At 71.5% G+C, this 20,454-nt stretch carries 16 protein-coding genes; 6 read left to right on the top strand and 10 right to left on the bottom strand.

What is annotated here, in order from left to right; all coding sequences use genetic code 11:
* Nucleotides 1-116 precede the first annotated feature (116 nt).
* On the bottom strand, nucleotides 117-1,589 hold the full coding sequence (locus ACIBG6_RS17895; RefSeq protein ID WP_399223543.1) for a metallophosphoesterase: 1,473 nt from the start codon (nucleotides 1,587-1,589) through the stop codon (nucleotides 117-119).
* Nucleotides 1,590-1,852: 263 nt separating this feature from the next.
* Nucleotides 1,853-2,959 (bottom strand): LacI family DNA-binding transcriptional regulator, encoded by a 1,107-nt coding sequence (locus ACIBG6_RS17890; RefSeq protein ID WP_399223542.1) that lies wholly within the window; start codon nucleotides 2,957-2,959, stop codon nucleotides 1,853-1,855.
* A gap of 403 nt (nucleotides 2,960-3,362) precedes the next feature.
* Here ACIBG6_RS17890 and hisC point away from each other — a divergent pair, with 403 nt between their 5' ends.
* Nucleotides 3,363-4,460 (top strand): histidinol-phosphate transaminase, encoded by a 1,098-nt coding sequence (gene hisC, locus ACIBG6_RS17885; RefSeq protein WP_399223541.1) that lies wholly within the window; start codon nucleotides 3,363-3,365, stop codon nucleotides 4,458-4,460.
* On the opposite strand, the gene ACIBG6_RS17880 is transcribed toward hisC, so the two are convergent.
* Nucleotides 4,461-4,844, bottom strand: a complete 384-nt coding sequence (locus ACIBG6_RS17880) for a cyclophilin-like fold protein (RefSeq protein ID WP_399223540.1) — start codon at nucleotides 4,842-4,844, stop codon at nucleotides 4,461-4,463. It abuts the gene before it with no gap.
* Nucleotides 4,845-5,047: 203 nt separating this feature from the next.
* On the opposite strand from ACIBG6_RS17880, the gene ACIBG6_RS17875 reads away from it, so the two are divergent.
* The 4 genes from ACIBG6_RS17875 to ACIBG6_RS17860 all read left to right on the top strand — a co-directional run bounded on the left by ACIBG6_RS17875 (nucleotide 5,048) and on the right by ACIBG6_RS17860 (nucleotide 13,029).
* Complete coding sequence (locus ACIBG6_RS17875; protein WP_399223539.1) at nucleotides 5,048-6,556, top strand: cytochrome ubiquinol oxidase subunit I; 1,509 nt, start codon at nucleotides 5,048-5,050, stop codon at nucleotides 6,554-6,556.
* A gap of 18 nt (nucleotides 6,557-6,574) precedes the next feature.
* Entirely contained in the window at nucleotides 6,575-7,576 is a 1,002-nt protein-coding gene (gene cydB / locus ACIBG6_RS17870) for a cytochrome d ubiquinol oxidase subunit II (protein WP_399223538.1), read from the top strand.
* Nucleotides 7,577-7,615: 39 nt separating this feature from the next.
* The gene (cydD, locus tag ACIBG6_RS17865; protein ID WP_399223537.1) at nucleotides 7,616-11,233 is read left to right on the top strand and encodes a thiol reductant ABC exporter subunit CydD; all 3,618 of its coding nucleotides are present in this window, start codon (nucleotides 7,616-7,618) and stop codon (nucleotides 11,231-11,233) included.
* Nucleotides 11,234-11,316: 83 nt separating this feature from the next.
* Entirely contained in the window at nucleotides 11,317-13,029 is a 1,713-nt protein-coding gene (locus ACIBG6_RS17860; RefSeq protein WP_399223536.1) for a GAF domain-containing sensor histidine kinase, read from the top strand.
* Nucleotides 13,030-13,042: 13 nt separating this feature from the next.
* Here ACIBG6_RS17860 and ACIBG6_RS17855 read toward each other — a convergent pair whose 3' ends face one another.
* Nucleotides 13,043-13,924, bottom strand: a complete 882-nt coding sequence (locus tag ACIBG6_RS17855; RefSeq protein ID WP_399223535.1) for a Cof-type HAD-IIB family hydrolase — start codon at nucleotides 13,922-13,924, stop codon at nucleotides 13,043-13,045.
* A 232-nt stretch (nucleotides 13,925-14,156) separates the two neighbouring features.
* Here ACIBG6_RS17855 and ACIBG6_RS17850 point away from each other — a divergent pair, with 232 nt between their 5' ends.
* On the top strand, nucleotides 14,157-14,606 hold the full coding sequence (locus ACIBG6_RS17850) for a DUF6083 domain-containing protein (RefSeq protein WP_399223534.1): 450 nt from the start codon (nucleotides 14,157-14,159) through the stop codon (nucleotides 14,604-14,606).
* 37 nt (nucleotides 14,607-14,643) lie between these two features.
* On the opposite strand, the gene ACIBG6_RS17845 is transcribed toward ACIBG6_RS17850, so the two are convergent.
* The 6 genes from ACIBG6_RS17845 to ACIBG6_RS17820 form a co-directional block, all read right to left on the bottom strand.
* Nucleotides 14,644-15,546, bottom strand: coding sequence for an LLM class flavin-dependent oxidoreductase (locus ACIBG6_RS17845; RefSeq protein ID WP_399223533.1), 903 nt, complete (start codon nucleotides 15,544-15,546; stop codon nucleotides 14,644-14,646).
* 30 nt (nucleotides 15,547-15,576) lie between these two features.
* On the bottom strand, nucleotides 15,577-16,029 hold the full coding sequence (locus ACIBG6_RS17840) for a hypothetical protein (RefSeq protein ID WP_399223532.1): 453 nt from the start codon (nucleotides 16,027-16,029) through the stop codon (nucleotides 15,577-15,579).
* A 46-nt stretch (nucleotides 16,030-16,075) separates the two neighbouring features.
* Nucleotides 16,076-16,618: an RNA 2'-phosphotransferase gene (locus ACIBG6_RS17835; protein WP_399223531.1), complete on the bottom strand. Its 543-nt coding sequence runs from the start codon at nucleotides 16,616-16,618 to the stop codon at nucleotides 16,076-16,078.
* Nucleotides 16,619-16,733: 115 nt separating this feature from the next.
* A complete protein-coding gene (locus ACIBG6_RS17830) occupies nucleotides 16,734-17,663 on the bottom strand; it encodes a MerR family transcriptional regulator (RefSeq protein ID WP_399223530.1) in 930 nt (309 codons plus the stop codon).
* 91 nt (nucleotides 17,664-17,754) lie between these two features.
* The gene (locus ACIBG6_RS17825) at nucleotides 17,755-19,557 is read right to left on the bottom strand and encodes an SDR family oxidoreductase (protein ID WP_399223529.1); all 1,803 of its coding nucleotides are present in this window, start codon (nucleotides 19,555-19,557) and stop codon (nucleotides 17,755-17,757) included.
* Entirely contained in the window at nucleotides 19,557-20,402 is an 846-nt protein-coding gene (locus ACIBG6_RS17820) for a M24 family metallopeptidase (RefSeq protein ID WP_399223528.1), read from the bottom strand. Before ACIBG6_RS17820 ends, ACIBG6_RS17825 begins: the two co-directional genes overlap by 1 nt.
* Nucleotides 20,403-20,454 lie beyond the last annotated feature (52 nt).

Raw genomic sequence — 20,454 nt, 5'->3', positions numbered from 1 at the left:
GGTCGGGCGGAAACGGAGGAGAGCCTGCTACGGATGGTCCGATGGTATTGCGGTGACGCCATGGGCTGACAGAGTGTTTCCGGAAATCGCCTTCCCCGGATGCGCAGGGTTATGCGTCAGCCGTTCAGCGGGAGTTGGACGACCAGCAGCTTTCCGGCCATGGTCACGCCGCCGTCCATGGCGATCGCCAGGCCGTCCGCGTACACGTGCGGTCCGTCGACGATCGGGCCGCCGCCGCCCTCGCTCTCCTCCGTGCCGACCTGGCCGAGGAGGTACGGGATGGGGCTGTGGCCGTGCACGATCCGGCTGCCGCCGTAGGTGGAGAGCAGCTCCTGGACGGCCTGCGGGCCGCCCTCGTCGCGGAACGCGAAGCGCTTCGTGAACTTCCGGAACACGTCCCAGACCTCGTCGGCGTCGCTCCGGTTGAGGATCTCGTGGACCGTCTCGTTGACGTCCTCGATGGTCTCGCCGTATTCGAGGTACGCGGTGGTGTCGGAGTGCAGGAGGAGGTGGTCGTCCTCCAGGACCACGGCGTCGAGCCGGGACATCCACTGGAGGTGGACGTCCTGGAGCCGGTCCATGTCGTGCTTCTGGCCGCCGTTGAGCAGCCAGGCGGCCTGGAAGGTGGCCGTGCCCGCACCGGAGTTGACGGGGGTGTCGCCGAAGCGCTTGGCGCCGATCAGCAGCAGCTCGTGGTTGCCCATGAGGGCCTTGCAGTAGCCACCGGCGGCGGCGGCCTCGGCGGAGAGCCGCATGACGAGGTCGATGACGCCGATGCCGTCGGGACCGCGGTCGGTGAAGTCGCCGAGGAACCACAACCGGGCGTTGCCCGCGGCCCAGCCGCCGTTCTCGTCGACGAGGCCCTGGGCGCGCAGGGCGGCGACGAGTTCGTCGAGGTAGCCGTGGACGTCGCCGACGACGTAGAGCGGGCCGGGGCCGTCGCCGGTCGTGGCGGCGGGGTCGGGCGCGGTGGCGGCGTCTGGGGCGACCCGGACCTGGACGGTGTCGCCGCGGTTGATGACCGGGAGGTCGCGCTCGGTCGGCGTGTAGCCCTCGGGCAGGGCGCCCTCGGGGAAGGCGCTGCCGGGGTGGCCGGTGGCGACCGAGATGATGGAGGAGCCGGTGGTGCTGGTGGTGGCGCCGGCGTACGAGGGGGCGACGCGGCGGCCCAGGAGCAGGGTCGGGTCGGCGGGCGCGGGTGCAGGCGCAGGTGCCGGTGTGGGCGGTACGGGCGCGGACGCGGGTACGGGTGGTACGGGCGCGGGTGCGCCGGCGGCGGGCGCGGACGGGGGCGCGCCGACGACGGGGAGCGACCCGCTCGGTGCTGCCTCGACGGTCCGCGCGGGCGCGGTGGCCGGCATGGGCGGAGCGACTGGTGTCGCGACCGGTGCCTCGGCCGGTGCTTCGGCAGAGGGAAGGTGCTCAGCCGACGGAAGATGCTCGGCGGCCGGTGCGGGCGTCGGCAGCGGATCCGCTGACGTCGGCTCGGCGGCGTGGCCCTGTACGGGCACCCGGGCGTACGGCGGTACGCGGAAGTCGCGCAATGTCGCCGTGCGCACCACGGGCTCCTGCCCGGCCCCCTGAGTCATGGACCCCTCCACCACCGTCGCGATGCCCTGCACATCGTGGACCGGCCTGGTCGGGGTGGCCCACGATGTCGTCCGCCCATCATAGGAATGAGCGTCCTCCTGTGTGACGCACCAGGGGTGGTGAATCCGGGTCCACTCCGGGTTCACCGGTTGTTTCGCCCGAATTGAGAAGGTCCAGTCCAGGGTTGAGGCCGGTACGGTGCTCGGTTTCGCCGCCCCTGCCCACGGGCAGGGGCGGGGGCGGCGGTTTCGGTGAGCCTCGGTCAGTCCTTCGCGGGTGAGCGCGGCGGGCTGACCGTGGTGCGCGGCGAGCGCCGCTGCGAGGACGTGCGGACGATGAGTTCGGTCGGTATCACCTGCTCGACCGGACCGTCCGTATCGATCCCCTCGATGGCGTCGATGAGGAGCTGGACGACGGCCGTGCCGATCCTGCGTGGCTTGAGCGAGAGCGTCGTGATGGGCGGTTCGGTGGTGGCGTAGACGGTGGACTCGCTGCAGCAGACCAGCAGCAGGTCCTCCGGGACGCGCAGCCCGTAGCGGCGCGCGGCCGCGAGGAGATCGGTTCCGTTGGGATCGAAGAGGCCGTACACGGCGTCGGGTCGGTCCGGGCGGGCGAGCAGCCGGTCGGCCGCGATGGCGCCCGCGCACGGATCGTGCGCCGGATAGGCCTCGTAGACGGGGTCCTGGCCGACCCGCTCGCACCAGTTGAGGTACGCGGTGGTGGACAGGCGGGTGTACGTGTCGGTGGTGGTTCCGGTGAGGAGGCCGATGCGGCGGGCGCCGGCGTCGGCGAGGTGGTCGAGCAGATCGAGGACGGCGGCTTCGTGGTCGTTGTCGACCCAGGCGGTGACCGGAAGGGTGCCGGCGGGGCGTCCGTCGGAGACGACGGGGAGGCCCTGCCGGACCAGTTCGGTGACGACCGGGTCGTGGTCGGAGGGGTCGATGACGACGGTGCCGTCGAGGGCGACGTTCGACCAGACGTCATGGCGGGAGGTGGCGGGGAGGATGACCAGGGCGTAGCCCCGGGCGAGTGCCGCCGATGTGGCTGCTCTGGCCATCTCCGCGAAGTATGCGAATTCGGTGAAGGTGAAAGGTTCATCCCCGTACGTGGTCACGGTCAGGCCGATGAGTCCCGATTTGCCCGTACGGAGCGTGCGGGCCGCCGCGGATGGGCGGTAGCCCAGCCGGTCGGCGACCTCGCGGACGTGGCGGCGGGTGGCGTCCGGGAGTCGGCCCTTGCCGTTGAGCGCGTCGGAGACAGTCGTGATGGAGACCCCGGCGGCGGCGGCCACGTCCCGGATGCCTGCCCGGCCCTGCCGGCTTCCCCGGGTCTGTGCCCGGCTCACCTGGTGCTTCCCTGCTGCTGTCATGGCGAGCCGATAGTAGGGCGATGAGGGGAGGTCGGGACGGCCGCATATGCAGGCATTGACAGGCACGTTTCTGCATGATCGAAAACGGTCAATGGGTAAGGAATCCAAGGCAGTTAAGGGTTCTTCCATGCGACCTAGGGTTGCCGAACGGCGTAGGCCTGGCGAAGGGGCGAGGTCTCGAAGAGGTCTCAACTCACCTCTACGGGGGATGCGCGCCACGGCGCCCGCCACCGGCGCGCGCCACCCGGGCTCGCGCTCCCCCTCTCCACGGGCTCGCCGCGGGAGGGATCGGGAGCGGTATCCACAGCGTGTCCCTCCTGTTGTCCACAGGCCATTCGCAGCGGAGGCGAATCCTCATAAGGTGAGGAGTATTGGCGGTACGGACGGTCGAGGAGGCCACACTGTGAGCGAGACCAGCGGGACGAGCACCGGCAGCCCCAAGCTGCGCGCCGAGCTGGACGGCGTCCCCACCTACAAGCCGGGCAAGCCGGCCGCCGCGGGCGGTCCCGTGGCCTTCAAGCTGTCGTCCAACGAGAACCCCTATCCGCCGCTGCCCGGGGTCATGGAGAGCACGCTGGCCGCCGCCGCGAACTTCAACCGCTACCCGGACATGGCGTGCACGGGCCTGATGCAGGAGCTCGCCGACCGGTTCGGGGTGCCGGTCTCGCACATCGCGACGGGCACGGGCTCGGTCGGGGTCGCGCAGTCGCTGCTCCAGGCCACGTCGGGCCCGGGCGACGAGGTGATCTACGCCTGGCGCTCCTTCGAGGCGTACCCGATCATCACGCAGATCAGTGGTGCCACCTCGGTACAGGTGCCGCTGACCGACGGCGACGTGCACGACCTCGACGCGATGGCCGCGGCGATCACCGACCGGACCCGGCTGATCTTCGTCTGCAACCCCAACAACCCCACGGGCACCGCGGTCCGCCGGGCCGAGCTGGAGCGCTTCCTCGACCGGGTGCCCTCGGACGTCCTGGTCGTCATCGACGAGGCGTACAAGGAGTTCGTCCGCGACACCGACATCCCGGACGGCATCGAGCTCTACCGTGACCGGCCGAACGTCGCCGTGCTGCGTACGTTCTCCAAGGCGTACGGCCTGGCGGGGCTGCGGGTCGGCTTCGCGATCGCCCACGAGCCGGTGGCGGCGGCGCTGCGCAAGACGGCGGTCCCGTTCGGGGTCAGCCAGCTGGCGCAGGACGCGGCGGTGGCCTCGCTGCGGGCCGAGGACGAACTGCTCGGCAGGGTCGGCTCGTTGGTGGCCGAGCGTGAGCGGGTCCACGCGGGGCTTGTGGCCCAGGGCTGGACCGTGCCGGACACCCAGGCGAACTTCGTCTGGCTGCGGCTCGGTGAGCGGACGCTGGACTTCGCGGCGGAGTGCGAGCGGCACGGCGTGATGGTGCGGCCGTTCGCGGGAGAGGGCGTGCGCGTCACGATCGGTGAGACCGAGGCGAACGACCTGTTCCTGAAGGCGGCGGAAGGCTTCCGCGAGCAGGGCTGATCAGCGGCCGGCGACGAGTTCCACGCGGATCGGGTCGCCGTCCCTGACGGTGGCCAGGATCCGCGGGTCGCCGTCCAGCGAGCCCAGCAGGTTGCAGGGGCTCGCGAGCCGGCACTCGTCTCCCCGTGAGATCGGGGTCGGGCCGTAGGGGAGGGCGAGGGCGTCGCCCTCCGTCCAGAAGGCCACCGTGCCGGGTTCCACGACCTGGCGCGCGCCGTCCTCGACGGGGACGGAGACCGGAGTGTCGAAGTAGACCTCCTCGCCCCAGGTCCGGGCGGTGGAGGAGATCGGGAGAGCCCCCGCGAGCGCCGCGCTCGTGGGGGTTTCCTCAAGGGTCGCCGTGGTGTGTCCGGCCGGCCAGGAGATGTGTATCCGAAGGGTCACGCCCCGGATTCAACAATATGTTGAAGGTCCTGGGAAGAGGTGACCTTCGGCAGAGGGACCCCGACTGAAGGTACGGATTTCGTATGAGCCATAATGCTTGTGAATGTGAACGCGTTCACAAGCGTGTCCTGGTTCATCCCTTAATGGGTGGGATTATCGGGACAAACTGCCGATGTGACCACGGCGAGTAAGGAGAAAACGACGTGGACCTCGCTCTTGCGCCAGAGACTCTCGCGCGCTGGCAGTTCGGCATCACCACCGTCTACCACTTCCTCTTCGTCCCCCTGACGATCTCGCTCGCCGCCCTCACCGCCGGTCTCCAGACGGCCTGGGTGCGGACCGAGAAGGAGAAGTACCTCAGGGCGACGAAGTTCTGGGGCAAGCTCTTCCTGATCAACATCGCCATGGGTGTCGTCACCGGCATCGTGCAGGAGTTCCAGTTCGGCATGAACTGGTCCGACTACTCCCGTTTCGTCGGCGACATCTTCGGTGCCCCGCTCGCCTTCGAGGCGCTCATCGCCTTCTTCTTCGAGTCCACGTTCATCGGCCTGTGGATCTTCGGCTGGGACAAGCTGCCCAAGCGGATCCATCTCGCCTGCATGTGGATGGTGTCGATCGGCACCATCCTCTCCGCCTACTTCATCCTCGCGGCGAACTCGTGGATGCAGCACCCCGTCGGCTACCGCATCAACGAGGAGCGCGGCCGGGCGGAGCTCACCGATTTCTGGCTGGTGCTCACCCAGAACACGGCCCTCACCCAGTTCTTCCACACCATGACGGCGGCCTTCCTGGTCGGCGGCGCGTTCATGGTCGGCATCTCCGCGTTCCACCTGGCGCGCAAGAAGCACATCCCGGTGATGCGGACCTCGCTGCGGCTCGGCCTGATCACCCTGATCATCGCCGGCCTCGGCACCGCCATCAGCGGTGACCTGCTCGGCAAGGTCATGTTCAAGCAGCAGCCGATGAAGATGGCCGCCGCCGAGGCGCTCTGGGACGGCGAGGCGCCCGCGCCCTTCTCGATCTTCGCCTACGGCGATGTCGACAAGGGCCACAACAAGGTCGCCATAGAGATCCCGGGACTCCTGTCCTTCCTCGCGAACGACGACTTCACCTCGTACGTCCCGGGCATCAACGACATCAACAAGGCCGAGCAGGAGAAGTTCGGACCCGGCGACTACCGGCCGAACATCCCCGTCGCGTACTGGGGATTCCGCTGGATGATCGGCTTCGGCATGGCCTCGCTGGGCATCGGCATGCTCGGCCTCTGGCTGACCCGCAAGAAGTTCATGCTGGCACCGGGGATGCGGACCGGTGAGGACGAAGTGCCGAATCTGGTCCTGTTCAAGCGGAAGGCGCTCAGCCCCCGCTTCACCACGTGGTACTGGATCGTCGCCCTCTGGACCATGGGCTTCCCGCTCATCGCCAACTCCTGGGGCTGGATCTTCACCGAGATGGGCCGTCAGCCCTGGGTCGTCTACGGCGTGCTGCGCACCCGGGACGCGGTCTCCCCCGGTGTCTCCCAGGGCGAAGTGCTCACCTCGATGATCATCTTCACCGCCCTCTACGCCGTTCTCGCCGTGATCGAGGTCAAGCTCCTCGTCAAGTACGTCAAGGCGGGACCGCCGGAGCTCACCGAGGACGACCTCAACCCGCCCACCAAGATCGGCGGGGACTCCCGTGACCCCGACCGCCCCATGGCCTTCTCGTACTGAGGCTCAGGAGAACGAGGCATGGAACTCCACGACGTCTGGTTCGTACTCATCGCCGTCCTCTGGATCGGCTACTTCTTTCTCGAAGGCTTCGACTTCGGGATCGGCGTCCTGACCAAGCTGCTCGCCCGCGACCGGGCCGAGAAGCGGGTCCTCATCAACACGATCGGTCCCGTCTGGGACGGCAACGAGGTGTGGCTGCTCACCGCCGGCGGCGCGACCTTCGCCGCCTTCCCCGAGTGGTACGCGACGCTCTTCTCCGGGTTCTACCTGCCGCTGCTGATCATCCTGGTCTGTCTGATCGTCCGGGGCGTCGCCTTCGAGTACCGGGCGAAGCGGCCCGAGGAGAACTGGCAGCGCAACTGGGAGCAGGCGATCTTCTGGACCTCCCTGATCCCGGCGTTCCTCTGGGGCGTGGCCTTCGGCAACATCGTCCGGGGCGTGAAGATCGACGCGGAGATGGAGTACGTCGGCACCTTCTGGGATCTCCTCAACCCGTACGCGCTCCTCGGCGGTCTGGTCACGCTCACCCTCTTCACCTTCCACGGCGCGGTCTTCGCCTCGCTCAAGACGGTCGGTGACATCCGGGTGCGCGCCCGGGCGCTCGCACTCAAGCTGGGCCTGGTCGCGGCCGTGCTCGCGCTCGTCTTCCTGATCTGGACCCAGGTCGACACGGGGGACAGCTGGAGCCTCGCAGCGATGTTGATCGCCGTGGTGGCCCTGGTCGGCGCCATCGGTGCCATCAAGGTGGGGCGCGAGGGCTGGTCGTTCGCGCTCTCGGGCGTGACGATCGCCGCCGCGGTGGCGATGCTCTTCCTCGCGCTGTTCCCGAACGTCATGCCGTCTTCGCTCAACCCCGAGTGGAGTCTTACGGTGACGAACGCGTCGTCGAGCCCGTACACGCTCAAGATCATGACCTGGTGCGCGGCGATCGCGACCCCGTTGGTGCTGCTCTACCAGAGCTGGACCTACTGGGTGTTCCGTAAGCGCATCGGTACGCAGCACATCGCTGACGCTCACTAGCTGACCGACGCACGAGCTCACTAGAGGGGCATGTTTCACGTGAAACCGATCGATCCGCGTCTGCTCCGGTACGCCCGGGCCACCCGTCTCTTCCTTGCCGCGGTGGTCGTGCTCGGTCTGGCCGGGGCGGCGCTGGTCGTCGCCCAGGCGATGCTCATCGCCGAGATCGTGGTGGGGGCCTTCCAGAAGGGCCTGGCGGTTTCCGATCTGACCACCCCTCTGCTGCTGCTCGCGGGAGTCGCGGTGGCGCGGGGGGGCGTCTCCTGGCTGACCGAGCTCGCCGCCCACCGGGCGAGCGCGGCGGTCAAGTCCGAGCTCCGCGGCCGGCTCCTCGCCCGGGCGGCCGCGCTCGGACCCGGGTGGCTGAGCGGCCAGAAGGCGGGTTCGCTGATCGCGCTGGCGACGCGGGGCGTCGACGCGCTCGACGACTACTTCGCCCGCTACCTTCCGCAGCTCGGCCTCGCGGTGGTCGTGCCGGTGGCGGTCCTCGCCCGGATCGTCACCGAGGACTGGGTCTCGGCGGCGATCATCGTCGTCACCCTGCCGCTCATTCCGCTCTTCATGATCCTCATCGGCTGGTACACGCAGGCGCGGATGGACCGGCAGTGGAAGCTGCTCTCCCGGCTCTCCGGCCACTTCCTGGACGTCGTCGCGGGCCTGCCCACCCTCAAGATCTTCGGCCGGGCGAAGGCCCAGGCCGAGTCGATCCGCGCGATCACCTCGGAGTACCGGCAGGCGACGATGCGCACCCTGCGGATCGCCTTCATCTCCTCCTTCGCCCTGGAGCTCCTCGCGACCTTGTCGGTCGCGCTCGTCGCCGTGACCATCGGCATGCGGCTGGTCCATGGCGAGCTCGATCTGTACACGGGGCTCGTCATCCTGATCCTGGCGCCAGAGGCCTACCTTCCGTTGCGGCAGGTGGGCGCGCAGTACCACGCGGCGGCCGAGGGGCTCGCTGCGGCGGAGGAGATCTTCGAGGTCCTGGAGCAGCCCGTGCGCGAGGGCGGTACGGGGGCGGTTCCGGGCTCCGTGCGGCTGGAGCTCGACCGGGTGACCGTGCGGCACGCGGGGCGCGCCGAACCGGCCCTCGACGCGGCGACGCTGACGGTCGAGCCCGGCGAGACGGTGGCCCTGGTCGGGCCGAGCGGCGTCGGGAAGTCGACGCTCCTCGACGTGGTGCTCGGCTTCGTGGCGCCGGAGGAGGGCGGTTCCGTCCGGGTCGGCGGCGAGGACCTCGCGACGCTGGACCTGGAGGGCTGGCGGTCGCGGATCGCCTGGGTGCCGCAGCGCCCGTACCTCTTCGCGGGGACGATCGCCGAGAACGTACGCCTGGCCCGCCCGGACGCCTCCGACGAGGCGGTACGGGAAGCCCTGCGGGATGCCGGGGCGGACGGGTTCGTCGCGGGGCTTCCCGAGGGGCTCGACACCGCGCTCGGCGAGGACGGTGCCGGACTGTCGGCGGGCCAGCGGCAACGGCTGGCGCTCGCCCGGGCGTTCCTGGCGGACCGGCCGCTGCTGCTGCTCGACGAGCCGACGGCCGCGCTGGACGGCGAGACGGAGGCGGGCGTCGTCGACGCGGTCCGGCGTCTCGCGGCCGGCCGGACGGTTCTGCTGGTGGTCCACCGCCCTGCGCTGCTCGCGGTCGCGGACCGGGTGGTGAGCCTGGTCCCGACGGCGGCAGGGGAAGCGGGTTCCGCCGAGTCGGAGTCGGTCGGCGTGGCCGGTTCGGTCGGCGCGCGCGGCCAGGTGGAAGCGGCGGACGCGGGGGCCCGGTCCGGTGGGGACGGGGTCGTCGCAGGCGTACCGGACGGCGGGTCGGACGCCCGGTCCGACGCCGGATCGAGCGGCTTGGCCGACGAGGGAGCCGGAGCGGGCTCCGGGCGGTCGATGCTCGGGCGGGTCCGGGACATGGCCGGTGAGCTCAAGGGACGCATGGCGCTCGCCCTGCTGCTCGGGAGCCTGGCCCTCGGTTCCGCCGTCGGGCTCATGGCCGTGTCCGGCTGGCTCATCTCCCGGGCCTCCGAACAGCCGCCCGTGCTCTATCTGATGATGGCCGTCACCGCCACGCGCGCCTTCGGCATCGGCCGGGCCGTCTTCCGGTACGCCGAGCGGCTCGTCTCGCACGACGCCGTGCTCCGGATGCTCGCCGAGCTCCGGGTCTCCGTCTACCGCCGCCTGGAGCGGATCGCCCCGGCCGGGCTGCGCCGCACCCGCCGCGGAGACCTCCTCTCCCGGCTCGTCCAGGACGTCGACGCGCTCCAGGACTACTGGCTGCGCTGGCTGCTCCCGGTGGGCGCCGCCCTCGTCGTGGGCGTCGCCTCCGCCGGGTTCACCGCGTGGCTGCTGCCCGAGGCCGGGGCCGTCCTCGCCGTGGGCCTGCTGGTCGCGGGCGTCGCCGTCCCGGCGGTCGGCGGGGCCTTCGCCCGCCGGGCCGAGCGCCGGCTCGCCCCCGCACGCGGCGCCCTGGCGACCGCCGTCGCCGACCTGCTCCGCGGCTGCGCCGAACTGACGGTCGCGGGCGCGCTGCCCGGCCGGGTCGAGCGGACCCGGACCGCCGACCGGCACCTCACCTCCATCGCCTCGCGGCAGGCCGCGGCCACCGCGCTCGGCGCCGGTCTCTCCGCGGTGGTCTGCGGACTGACCGTCGCGGCCGCCGCGCTCGTCGGCGTCCAGGCCGTACGGGACGGGCGGCTCGACGGAGTGGCCCTCGCCGTGGTCGTCCTGACACCGCTCGCCGCCTTCGAGGCCGTCACGGGCCTGCCGCTCGCCGTCCAGTACCGGCAGCGCGTCCGGCACAGCGCCGAGCGGGTCTTCGAGGTGCTCGACGCCCCCGTCCCCGTACACGAGCCCGACAGGCCCGAGACTCCCCCGGCGAGCCCGTTCCCGCTGGAGCTGACAGGGCTCTCCGCCCGGCACGCCGGGCAGGACCGGGCGGCGCTCGCCGACTTCGGGCTCACCCTGGAGGCCGGGCGCCGGGTCGCCGTCGTCGGTGCCTCCGGCTCCGGGAAGACCACGCTCGCCCAGGTGCTGCTGCGGTTCCTGGACGTGGAGAACGGCATGTACCGGATCGGCGGCGTGCCCGCCTGGGAGCTCGACGGCCACGCGGTCCGGCGGTTCGTCGGCCTCTGCGCCCAGGACGCCCACATCTTCGACAGCTCCGTCCGGGAGAACCTGCGGCTCGCGAAGGTCGGGGCGAGCGACGAGGAACTGCGCGACGCGTTGCGCCGGGCCCGGCTGCTCGACTGGGTGAACGGTCTCCCGGCCGGGCTCGACACCCTCGTGGGCGAGCACGGCTCCCGGCTCTCCGGCGGCCAGCGGCAACGTCTCGCGCTCGCCCGCGCCCTGATGGCCGACTTCCCCGTCCTCGTGCTCGACGAGCCGGCCGAGCACCTCGACCTGGCCACCGCCGACGCACTCACCGACGATCTGCTCCGGGCAACGGAGGGGCGCACCACCGTTCTCATCACCCACCGGCTGCACGGGCTCGACGCCGTCGACGAGGTGGTGGTCCTGGACGAGGGCCGGACCGTGCAGCGCGGCCCGTACGCCGACCTTGCGGAGGCGGAGGGCCCGCTGCGCCGGATGCTGGAGCAGGAGCGGGAGACCGATCTGCTCGTCGTCGGCGCCGGGCAGAGCCGGGCCGCGTCCGACGCATGAGCGGGGCATGAGCGGGTCATGAGCGGGGCGGTAGGCCATCGGCCGACTTTTCTCGCCAAATAGGACTAACTAGGCTCAGGCTCATGACCGCCGCCGCGTCCGACGCCTCGGACCCCCTGGAAGCCGCCACTCGGGCCACGCGCAGCCTCCAGGGGCTGTCCACGGAGCTCACCGCCCGCGTACCGCAGCTCCTGGAGGCCATGCGGTCGGTCGGTACGGGGCTCGAACTCCACTCCACCCTCGACCGGATCTGCGAGACCGCCGCCGAACTCGCCGACGCCCGCTACGCCGCGATCGGGGTCGTCGACGAAGAGGGCAAGGGACTCTCCGACTTCGTCACCTTCGGCGTCGGCGAGGACGTGGCCCGCCGGATCGGACGTCTCCCCGACGGCCACGCCGGGCTGCTCGGCGCGCTGATCCGCGACCCGCAGACCATCCGCCTCGCCGACCTGTCCACCGATCCGCGCGCGGCCGGTTTCCCGCCGGGACATCCGCCGATGCGGACCTTCCTCGGCGTGCCCATCCGGGTCCAGGGCGAGATCTTCGGCAACCTCTACCTCGCCGAGAAGCACGGCGGCGGCGAGTTCAACGACTACGACGTCCACATGGTCAGGGTGCTCGCCACGGAGGCGGGCATCGCCATCGGCAACGCCCGCCTCTACGAGGCCGCCCGGCAGCGCGAGCGGTGGATCGACGGCTCGGTCGCCGTCACCACGGCCCTGCTCTCCGGCGGCGACGCGGACGACGCGCTCGCGGTCGTCGCCGAACAGGCGCGCCGACTCGCCGACGCGGACGCCGGCATCGTGCTGCTGCCCGCCGAGGAGGGGGGCCTGGAGATCGTCGCCGTCTCCTCGCCCCGCGCCACCAAGTCGCTGGGCGTCGTGATCCCGCCCGAGAGCGCCGTGGTCGAACAGCTCCTGGAGGGCGAGGCGGTCTTCGTGGCGGACGCCTCGACGGACCCGCGCATGATCAGCCGGCTGACCTCCGCGTACGGCCCGAGCATGATGCTGCCGCTGCAGAGCGGCGGGCGGGTCCTCGGCGCGCTCGCCACGCCCCGGATGAGGGGCGCGCGCCCGTTCACGGAGACGGAGCGGACGCTCGCCACGCAGTTCGCCTCCCAGGCGGCGCTCGCGCTGATGATGGCGGACGCGCAGCGGGACCGGGAGCGTCTCGCCGTGTTCGAGGACCGTGACCGGATCGCCCGTGACCTGCACGACCTGGTCATCCAGCGGCTCTTCGCCACCGGCATGATGCTGGAGAGCGCCCAGCGCAAGTCGATCGTGCCGGCCGTGCGCGAAGGCGTCGGGAAGGCCGTGGACGAACTGGACGTGACGATCCAGGAGATCCGTACGGCGATCTTCGCGCTCCAGCAGGGGCCCGCCGAGGCCCCGTCGGGACTGCGCACCCGTGTCCTGCGGGAGATCAACATGGCGGCCGTGCCGCTCGGCTTCAAGCCCGCGCACCGCTTCCTCGGCGTGATCGACTCGGCGGTCGGTGAACTCACCGGCAAGAACCTCATCGCCGCCCTGCGCGAGGCCCTCTCGAACGCCTTCCGGCACGCGGAGGCGGGCCGGATCGAGGTGGTCGTCGACGCCACGGTCACGCTGCCCGACGGCTCGGCCGGGGTACGGCTCTCGGTCGCGGACGACGGCGTCGGCATCCCGGAGGGCGGGCGGCGCAGCGGGCTGCGCAACCTGGCGCGGCGGGCCGAGTCGCTGGGCGGCGCGAGCTGGTGCGGGCCGGGCCTCGGGGAGGACGGCGGCGGTACGACGGTGGTGTGGGAGGCCCCGCTCTGACGGCGGGGTGTGACTACGGGGTGTCCCGCCGCGCGTCCAGTGCCTCCGCCACGAGCCGCTCGATGACGACGGCCACCCCGTCCTCGTTGTTGCCGACCGTACGACCGGAGGCGGCGGCGATCACGGCGGGGTGGGCGTTGCCCATCGCGTACGAGCGGCCGGCCCAGCTGAGCATCTCGATGTCGTTGGGCATGTCGCCGAAGGCGGCGACCTCCTCGGCCGAGATGCCGCGCTCGGCGCAGCACCGGGCCAGGGTGGAGGCCTTGGAGACGTCGAGGGCGCTGACCTCCAGGAGAGCCGTGGGGCTGGACCGGGTGAAGGAGGCCAGTTCGCCGGCGGCCTCCCTGGCCAGGGCCAGGAACGCGTCGGGGTCGAGCTCGGGGTGCTGGGCGAGCAGCTTGAGCACCGGGGCGGCGGCGCCCGGCGCCTCCTCGAAGAGGAGCTTCTCGGCGGTGGCGACGGTGGCGCCGGGGTCGAGGAAGAAGGGCGGGTACTCCGGCTCGTAGTGGATGCCGGTGGTGAGCTCGACCGCGAAGGAGGTCCCGGGGGCGGCGGCGCGCAGGGCCCGCACGACGTCGAGGGCGACCGGCCGCTCCAGCGGGCGGACCTCCAGGAAGGTGCCTCCCGAGTGGAGGTCGACGACGGCGGCACCGTTGGCGCAGATGGCCAGGCCGTGGCCGTGGACGTGGTCGCTGACGACGTCCATCCAGCGGGCCGGCCTGCCGGTGACGAAGAAGACCTCGATACCGGCCCGCTCCGCGGAGGCGAGGGCGGCGATCGTGCGCTCGGAGACGGACTTGTCGTCGCGCAGGAGCGTGCCGTCGAGGTCGGTGGCGATCAGCCGGGTCGCCGGGGCCGCCGGAGCGGAGGAACGCGGGGAGCGGGGAGAGGTCACCGCACCATTGTTCCGCACCGGACGCACGGGCGTGCGAGGAGGTGCACATATGAGTAGGCGAATTCAGTGGCGCGACCCGTCCCGGAGCGTCCTGATCTGGCCGTAAAACGCTCGTTCGGTTCCGTGCGGGCGTGGGGAGGATTCCAGGAGAGCTGACGGCATCTCCAGGGGGTGGGGCATGGTCTCGGGCCGGCGGTGTGACGAGTGCGAGGCCTGCGGTGCGCCGTACGGCATGTGGATAGCGAGTCTCGGGATGGCGCTCTGCGGGAGCTGTGAGCAGGCCGGGTCGGATCATCCGGCGCGTGATCCGGTGCTGGTCGGCGACGTCCTGGCGGGGATGACCGCGGCCGTGACGCACGCGGCCCGCACCGGGAGGGCCGTGCCGGACGCGCGGAGCTCGTCGCCCGCGACCTGCGACGCGTGCGGGGCCGGCGCCGCCTGGCACCGGACGGTGCGCGGGCGCTGGGTCATGATCGAGCCGGGGGAGCTGCCGGCCCGGGTGGTTCCGGCGGGCCGGCGCTGGCGCGTGGCGGGCGACGGTACGGCGGTCAACGTCGGCCGCGCCGTACCGTCCGACACCTGCCGGGTCAGCCACTTCGACGTGTGTCCCGGACGGCCCGCGCCGACCGGCTCACCGGTGCTGCTCGCCCTGTGGCGCGGGCACGCCCGGCGCGCGACCTGAGCGCGGGCCCCGGCGACGTACGAGTGCGGCGGGCGGCTCAGCCCAGCTGCGAGAGGGCCTCGGTGGCGATCTTCTCGAAGACGGCCTGGTCGGCGGCGAAGTCGGAGTCCGCGATCGGCCAGTGGATCACGATCTCGGTGAAGCCGAGGGCCCGGTGGGTGCCGGCGAAGTCGACGAAGGCGTCCAGCGACTCCAGCGGGCGACCGCGGTCCGGGGTGAAGCCGGTGAGCAGGACCTTGTCGAGCTCGGCCACGTCCCGGCCGGTTTCGGCGCACGCCTTGCCGAGCTTCTCGACCTGGCCGCGCAGGGCCTCCACCGACTGCTCGGGGGTGCCCTCTTCGAAGATCTTCGGGTCGCCGGTCGTCACCCAGGCCTGCCCGTACCGGGCGGCCAGCCTCAGCCCGCGCGGCCCGGTCGCCGCCACCGCGAACGGCAGTCGCGGGCGCTGGACGCAGCCGGGGATGTTGCGGGCCTCCTCCGCCGCGTAGAACGTGCCCCGCTCCGTCACCGATTCCTCGGTGAGGAGACGGTCGAGCAGCGGCACGAACTCGCCGAACCGGTCGGCCCGCTCCTTCGGCGTCCACGCCTCCTGCCCGAGGGCGGTGGCGTCGAAGCCGTTGCCGCCGGCCCCGATGCCGAGCGTGATCCGGCCCCCGGAGATGTCGTCGAGCGACATCAGGTCCTTGGCGAGGGTCACGGGGTGGCGGAAATTGGGCGAGGTCACGAGCGTGCCCAGGCGGAGCCGCTCGGTCGCCGTGGCCGCGGCGGTGAGGGTGGGCAGCGCGCCGAACCACGGGCCGTCGCAGAAGGTGCGCCAGGAGAGGTGGTCGTAGGTGTACGCCGTGTGGAACCCCAGCTCCTCGGCGCGCCGCCACTTCTCGCGGCCTCCCTCGTGCCAACGGTCGATGGGAAGGATGACGGTGCTCAGACGCAGGCTCATGGTCCCGAGCCTACGGCGGTCCGTGAGGGATCAGCGGACGTTGCGGTTCATCCAGGGGGTGAGCGAGCTGCCCGGGATGAGCTCCTTGTGCGTGGTGTCGCCGGGGAGCGGGACGACCAGCCACCAGCCGGGCGGGAAGAACCGGCCCTTCACGTGGGCGAGGCCGCCGAGGACGGAGCGGAGGAAGGCGGGGACCGCGTCGCGGGGGACGTCGGCGAACTCGATGCCGTCCACGATGATCCTGGCGTCGTCCTCGGGGAAGATCTGGACGGTGAGCGAGGGGGAGCCGCCCAGCTCGACGTAGGCCTCGTGCGGCAGGGAGCCGTCCGTGTCGAGGACGGCGAACGCGCCGGCGGAGGTGCGCCGGGAGGTCTGGTCCGCGCCGATGTCGTCGGTCACCGTCATCTCCAGGTGGAACTCCTGGGCGATCTCGCGGATCGCGGTGACGGCCGCTTCGGTGGTGGGCAGGTGCGGGTGTGCCATGGGGGTGATCATGCCTCAGCCGTCCGGCTCAGGGCGCGGTCGGGTCTCAGGAGGGCAGGCGGAGGAACTCCGGAGGCACGGCGTCGGTCAGCCAGACCCCGTTGGCGCTGACGTGGAAGACGTGGCCCGCGCGGTGCATGGCGCCGGCGTCGACGCTCAGCACGATCGGCCGTCCGCGCCGGGCGCCGACCCGGGTCGCGGTCTCCCGGTCGGGGGAGAGGTGCACGTGGTGGCGGGCCATGGGGCGCAGCCCTTCCGCCCGGATCGCGGGAAGCCGGTCGGCGACCGTGCCGTGGTAGAGGTACGCGGGCGGTTCGGCGACCGGCAGGTCCAGGTCCACCTCGACGGTGTGGCCCTGGCTCGCGCGGATGCGGGTCCCCTCGATCGCGAAGCGCTTCTTGTCGTTGGTCGCGACGACGAGGTCGAGTTCCTCGCGGGTGATCGGGAAGCCGTGCGCGGCCGTTGCCCGCAGGAGCGTGTCGATCTCGGTCCAGCCCTGCGCGTCGAGGACGAGGCCGATGCGCTCGGGCTGGTGACGCAGATGCTTGGAGAGGTACTTCGACACCTTCACCGTGCGCCGTTCGTCCATTGTTCTCCGATGAATTGAAGCGGACATGTTTGATCCACAGCCAAAGTAGGTTATCCACAGGCTAGTTGGCGATTCTGTGGACAACGTGGCTGCTGTTTAAGGCGTATTGGGCAAGTTAGCTGGTTATCTGCTGAGTTGCGGCAAGGCTGTCCAATGTCCTCTTATGGACCTCGCGTTCCGCGGCAGCCGTGATGAACGCCGCGACACCCTCCGCGCCAACGAGATTCTGTACGGCCCGAATCGTCCCGGCGGGCAGACCCACCGAGCGGGGCTCGTCGTCCCTCGCCGGCGGTGCGTCGGGCGAGAGGTGGAGCTGGAGGTGCTGGGTCGCCAACAGGCGCATGGCCCGCGCCAGTTCGGCATCGACCGTCTGCTGGGCGAGCGGCCGGAGCCGCCGCACCATCGTCGCCGCCTCGGCCGCGTCCGCGTCCGTCGGGGGCCGGTGCTCCAGATAGCGAGCGAAGACGTGCTCGGTCGTGAACTCCAGGAAGCGGGAGGCGATGTGCTCGACCTGGTCGCGAAGCTCCCGCAGATGCCCGGTGATTGCCGGAAGCGGCACCCCGGCCGCGTACAACTCCACGGCCACGGACAGCTCTTGCGGGCTCGGTACGAGGTACTCCTCCGCCTCCCGGTCCGGAAGCCGCTCCAGTACGCCGAGCTCGACGGCCTCCCGGATGGCGTCCTCGTCGGGCTTGCCGCCGAAGCGGGCGTCCAGCTCCGCGCGGGATATCCGGGCCGCCTCCTCGTCCGTCCACGGCCCATGGACCTCCGCGACCAGGCCGAGTACCCCGCCGAGGCCCCGGCCGGTGTCCCAGGCCTCCAGGAGCTCCTTGATCGAGGCCAGCGTGTAGCCACGGTCGAGGAGGTCGGCGATCTGGCGCAGCCTGGCGAGGTGCGCGTCCCCGTACACGTTGGACCTGCCGCGCCGCTCGGGGCGGGGCAGCAGACCGCGGTCCTGGTAGGCGCGGATCGTCCGGACCGTGGCCCCGCTGTGATGCGCGAGGTCCTCGATCCGGTACTCCGGCTGTGCTGACTGCTCGGACAAACCCGCTCCCACCGCCCGCTTTCCGCACCCCGTCGCCGCGGGGCCCCTCCTGGGAGGGATCGTACGACCGCGCGTCCCTCCCCCGACCCGCCTACGCGGGCGGCTGCCAGCGGGCGAAGGCCCGCAGCGCGCCCGGGCTCAGCCGGGACAGGGCGTGGATGCCCCGGGCCTCAGGAGTCACCGGGACGACGGCCCGGTCGTGCAGGACCGCCCCCAGGATCGCGTCCGCGACCTTCTCCGGCGGGTAGTTCCGCAGGCCGTAGAGCCGGGTCGCCTTCTTCTGGCGCCGCTTCTCCTCCGCATCGTCCGTGACCCCCGCGAACCGCGTGGTCGCGGTGATGTTGGTGTTGACGATGCCGGGGCAGATCGCGGACACCCCGATGCCCTGGTCGGCCAGTTCGGCGCGCAGGCACTCGCTGAGCATCAGCACGGCCGCCTTCGACGTGCTGTACGCGGGCAGGGCACGGGAGGGCTGGAAGGCGGCCGCGGAAGCGGTGTTGACGATGTGACCGCCCTGGCCGCGCGCGGTCATCTGCGCGCCGAAGATCCGGCACCCGTGGATCACGCCCCACAGGTTGACGTCCAGGAGCCGCTTCCACTCCTCGCTCGTCGTCTCGAAGAAGGAGCCGGTGAGCCCTATGCCCGCGTTGTTGACCAGGACGTCGACGATCCCGTACTCGCTCGCCACCTTCGCGGCCAGCTTCTCCATCGCCTGCTCGTCGGCGACGTCGACGGTCTCGCTCCAGGCCTCGGGAGCGCCGATCAGCCGGGCCATCTCGGCCGTACGGCTCGCGCCCTCGGCGTCCCGGTCCACGGCCACGACCCGGGCGCCGGCCTCCGCGAACGCGAAGGCGGTGGCCCGCCCGATGCCGCTGGCGGCCCCGGTCACCAGGACCAGCTGCCCGCCGAACCGCTCGGCGTACTCCGGCTTCACCCCGCTCCTCGCCGCCGTCGCCGCGACGGGCCGGCGAGCACCCGAGGCCCCGGTCGCCGGGTCGTCGTTGGCCCGGACGAACTCGGCGATCCAGGCCGACAGCCGGTCCGGCCGGGTGCGCGGCACCCAGTGCTTGGCGGGCAGGGTGCGCCGGGTCAGGTCCGGCACCCAGGTGCCCAGGTCGTCGTAGAGCCGCTCGGAGAGGAAGGCGTCACCGGTCGGCGTGATCAGCTGCACGGGCACGTGCGCGTACGCGTCGGGGCGCGGCCTGCCGAGACGGGCGCGGACGTTGTCCCGGTAGAGCCAGGCGCCGTGCGCCGCGTCGCTCGGCAGTGAGGGCGTCGGGTAGTCGCCGGCCGGGACCTTCTCGACCCGCTCCAGGATCTTCGGCCAGCGCTTGCCGAGCGGCCCGCGCCAGGCGAGCTCCGGCAGCACCGGCGTGTGCAGCATGTAGACGTACCAGGACTTGGCGCCCTGGCCGAGGAGCTGCCCGACGCGACGGGGGGTGGGCCGGGTCATGCGCTGCTTGATCCAGTGCCCGAAGTGGTCGAGGCTCGGCCCCGACATCGAGGTGAAGGACGCGATCCGCCCCTCGGTGCGCGGGACGGTGACGAACTCCCAGGCCTGCACCGAGCCCCAGTCGTGGCCGACGAGATGGACCGGCCGGTCCGGGCTGACGGCGTCGGCGACCGCGAGGAAGTCGTCCGTCAGCTTCTCCAGCGTGAAGCCGCCGCGCAGCGGGGCCGGAGCCGTCGACCGGCCGTGGCCCCGGATGTCGTACAGCACGACGTGGAACTCCTCGGCCAGCCGGGCCGCGACCTCCGACCAGACCTCCTTGGAGTCCGGGTAGCCGTGCACGAGCACCACGGTCGGCCGGTCCGCGTCGCCCAGCTCGGCGACACACAGCTCGACCCCGCCCGTACGGACCCAGCGCTCCCGCACACCCTTGAGCCCCGCCATCAGACCGCCCCCTCGTTCCAGCGCCGCACGTGCGGCAGATCGTCGTCCAGCCAGAACGCGCTCTGCTCGGGATCCTTCGAGTCGGTGACGACCAGGATCTCCTCGAACTTCGCGCCCGTCCCCCGGAATCCGAGGTGCGGCTCGACCGCCCACAGCCCGGGCACGGGCGGGTGGTCGGAGAACGTGTACGGCGACCAGAGCGGCGACCAGCCGTCCCGGTGGCCGTGGATCGCGTCGCTCGCCAAGCCCTTGATCGCCTGCGTCCCGAAGCCGAAGAGCGTCGGCGACCAGCGGCGCTCCTTCACCCGGTCGATCTTGTGGGCGATGACGCCGAAGGGGTAGGCCCGGTGCCGGTTCGCGTACCCCTGGCGGACCATGAGCCGGTCCACGTCCTCGTATATCTCGCGCAGCGTACGGCGCTCGCGGACCTCGTGGAGTATCAGCTCGCGGTGGTCGCGGAGGTCGGCGAGCAGCTTGTCGTGCAGGGGGTTGAGGCCCAGGCAGCCGCTGTAGCCGATGTCGGCGGTGTGGCCCTTGTAGACAGGCGCCATGTCGAGGATGAACGGCATCCCCGCCTCCAGGCGGCGGTTCGTCGGGAAGAACTGCAGGGGGATCTTGAAGTCCACGAAGGCCGTGCGGTCCCCGAACCAGGCGAACGGCCGGTGGAACCAGTCCCGCACCCCGCGCTCGTACAGCCACTCCCGCTGCATCCGGGCGGCCTCGCGCTCGGTCACTCCCGGCTTGAGCTGCGCCGCGACGGCTTCCGCGCACTCGTAGGAGAGCCGCTGCACTTCCCTGAACCCCCGCAACTCCACGGAGAGTTCCCCTGTCACTGCTGAGCCCATGCCATCCGCCGTCCCGTGTGAGCGCCCGATCGCACTACGCGTCCGTAACTTG

The organism is Streptomyces sp. NPDC050842, assembly GCF_044456565.1.
In the GTDB taxonomy this organism is placed as follows: Bacteria; Actinomycetota; Actinomycetes; order Streptomycetales; family Streptomycetaceae; genus Streptomyces.
This window is presented reverse-complemented; position numbering and strand designations above follow the sequence as displayed.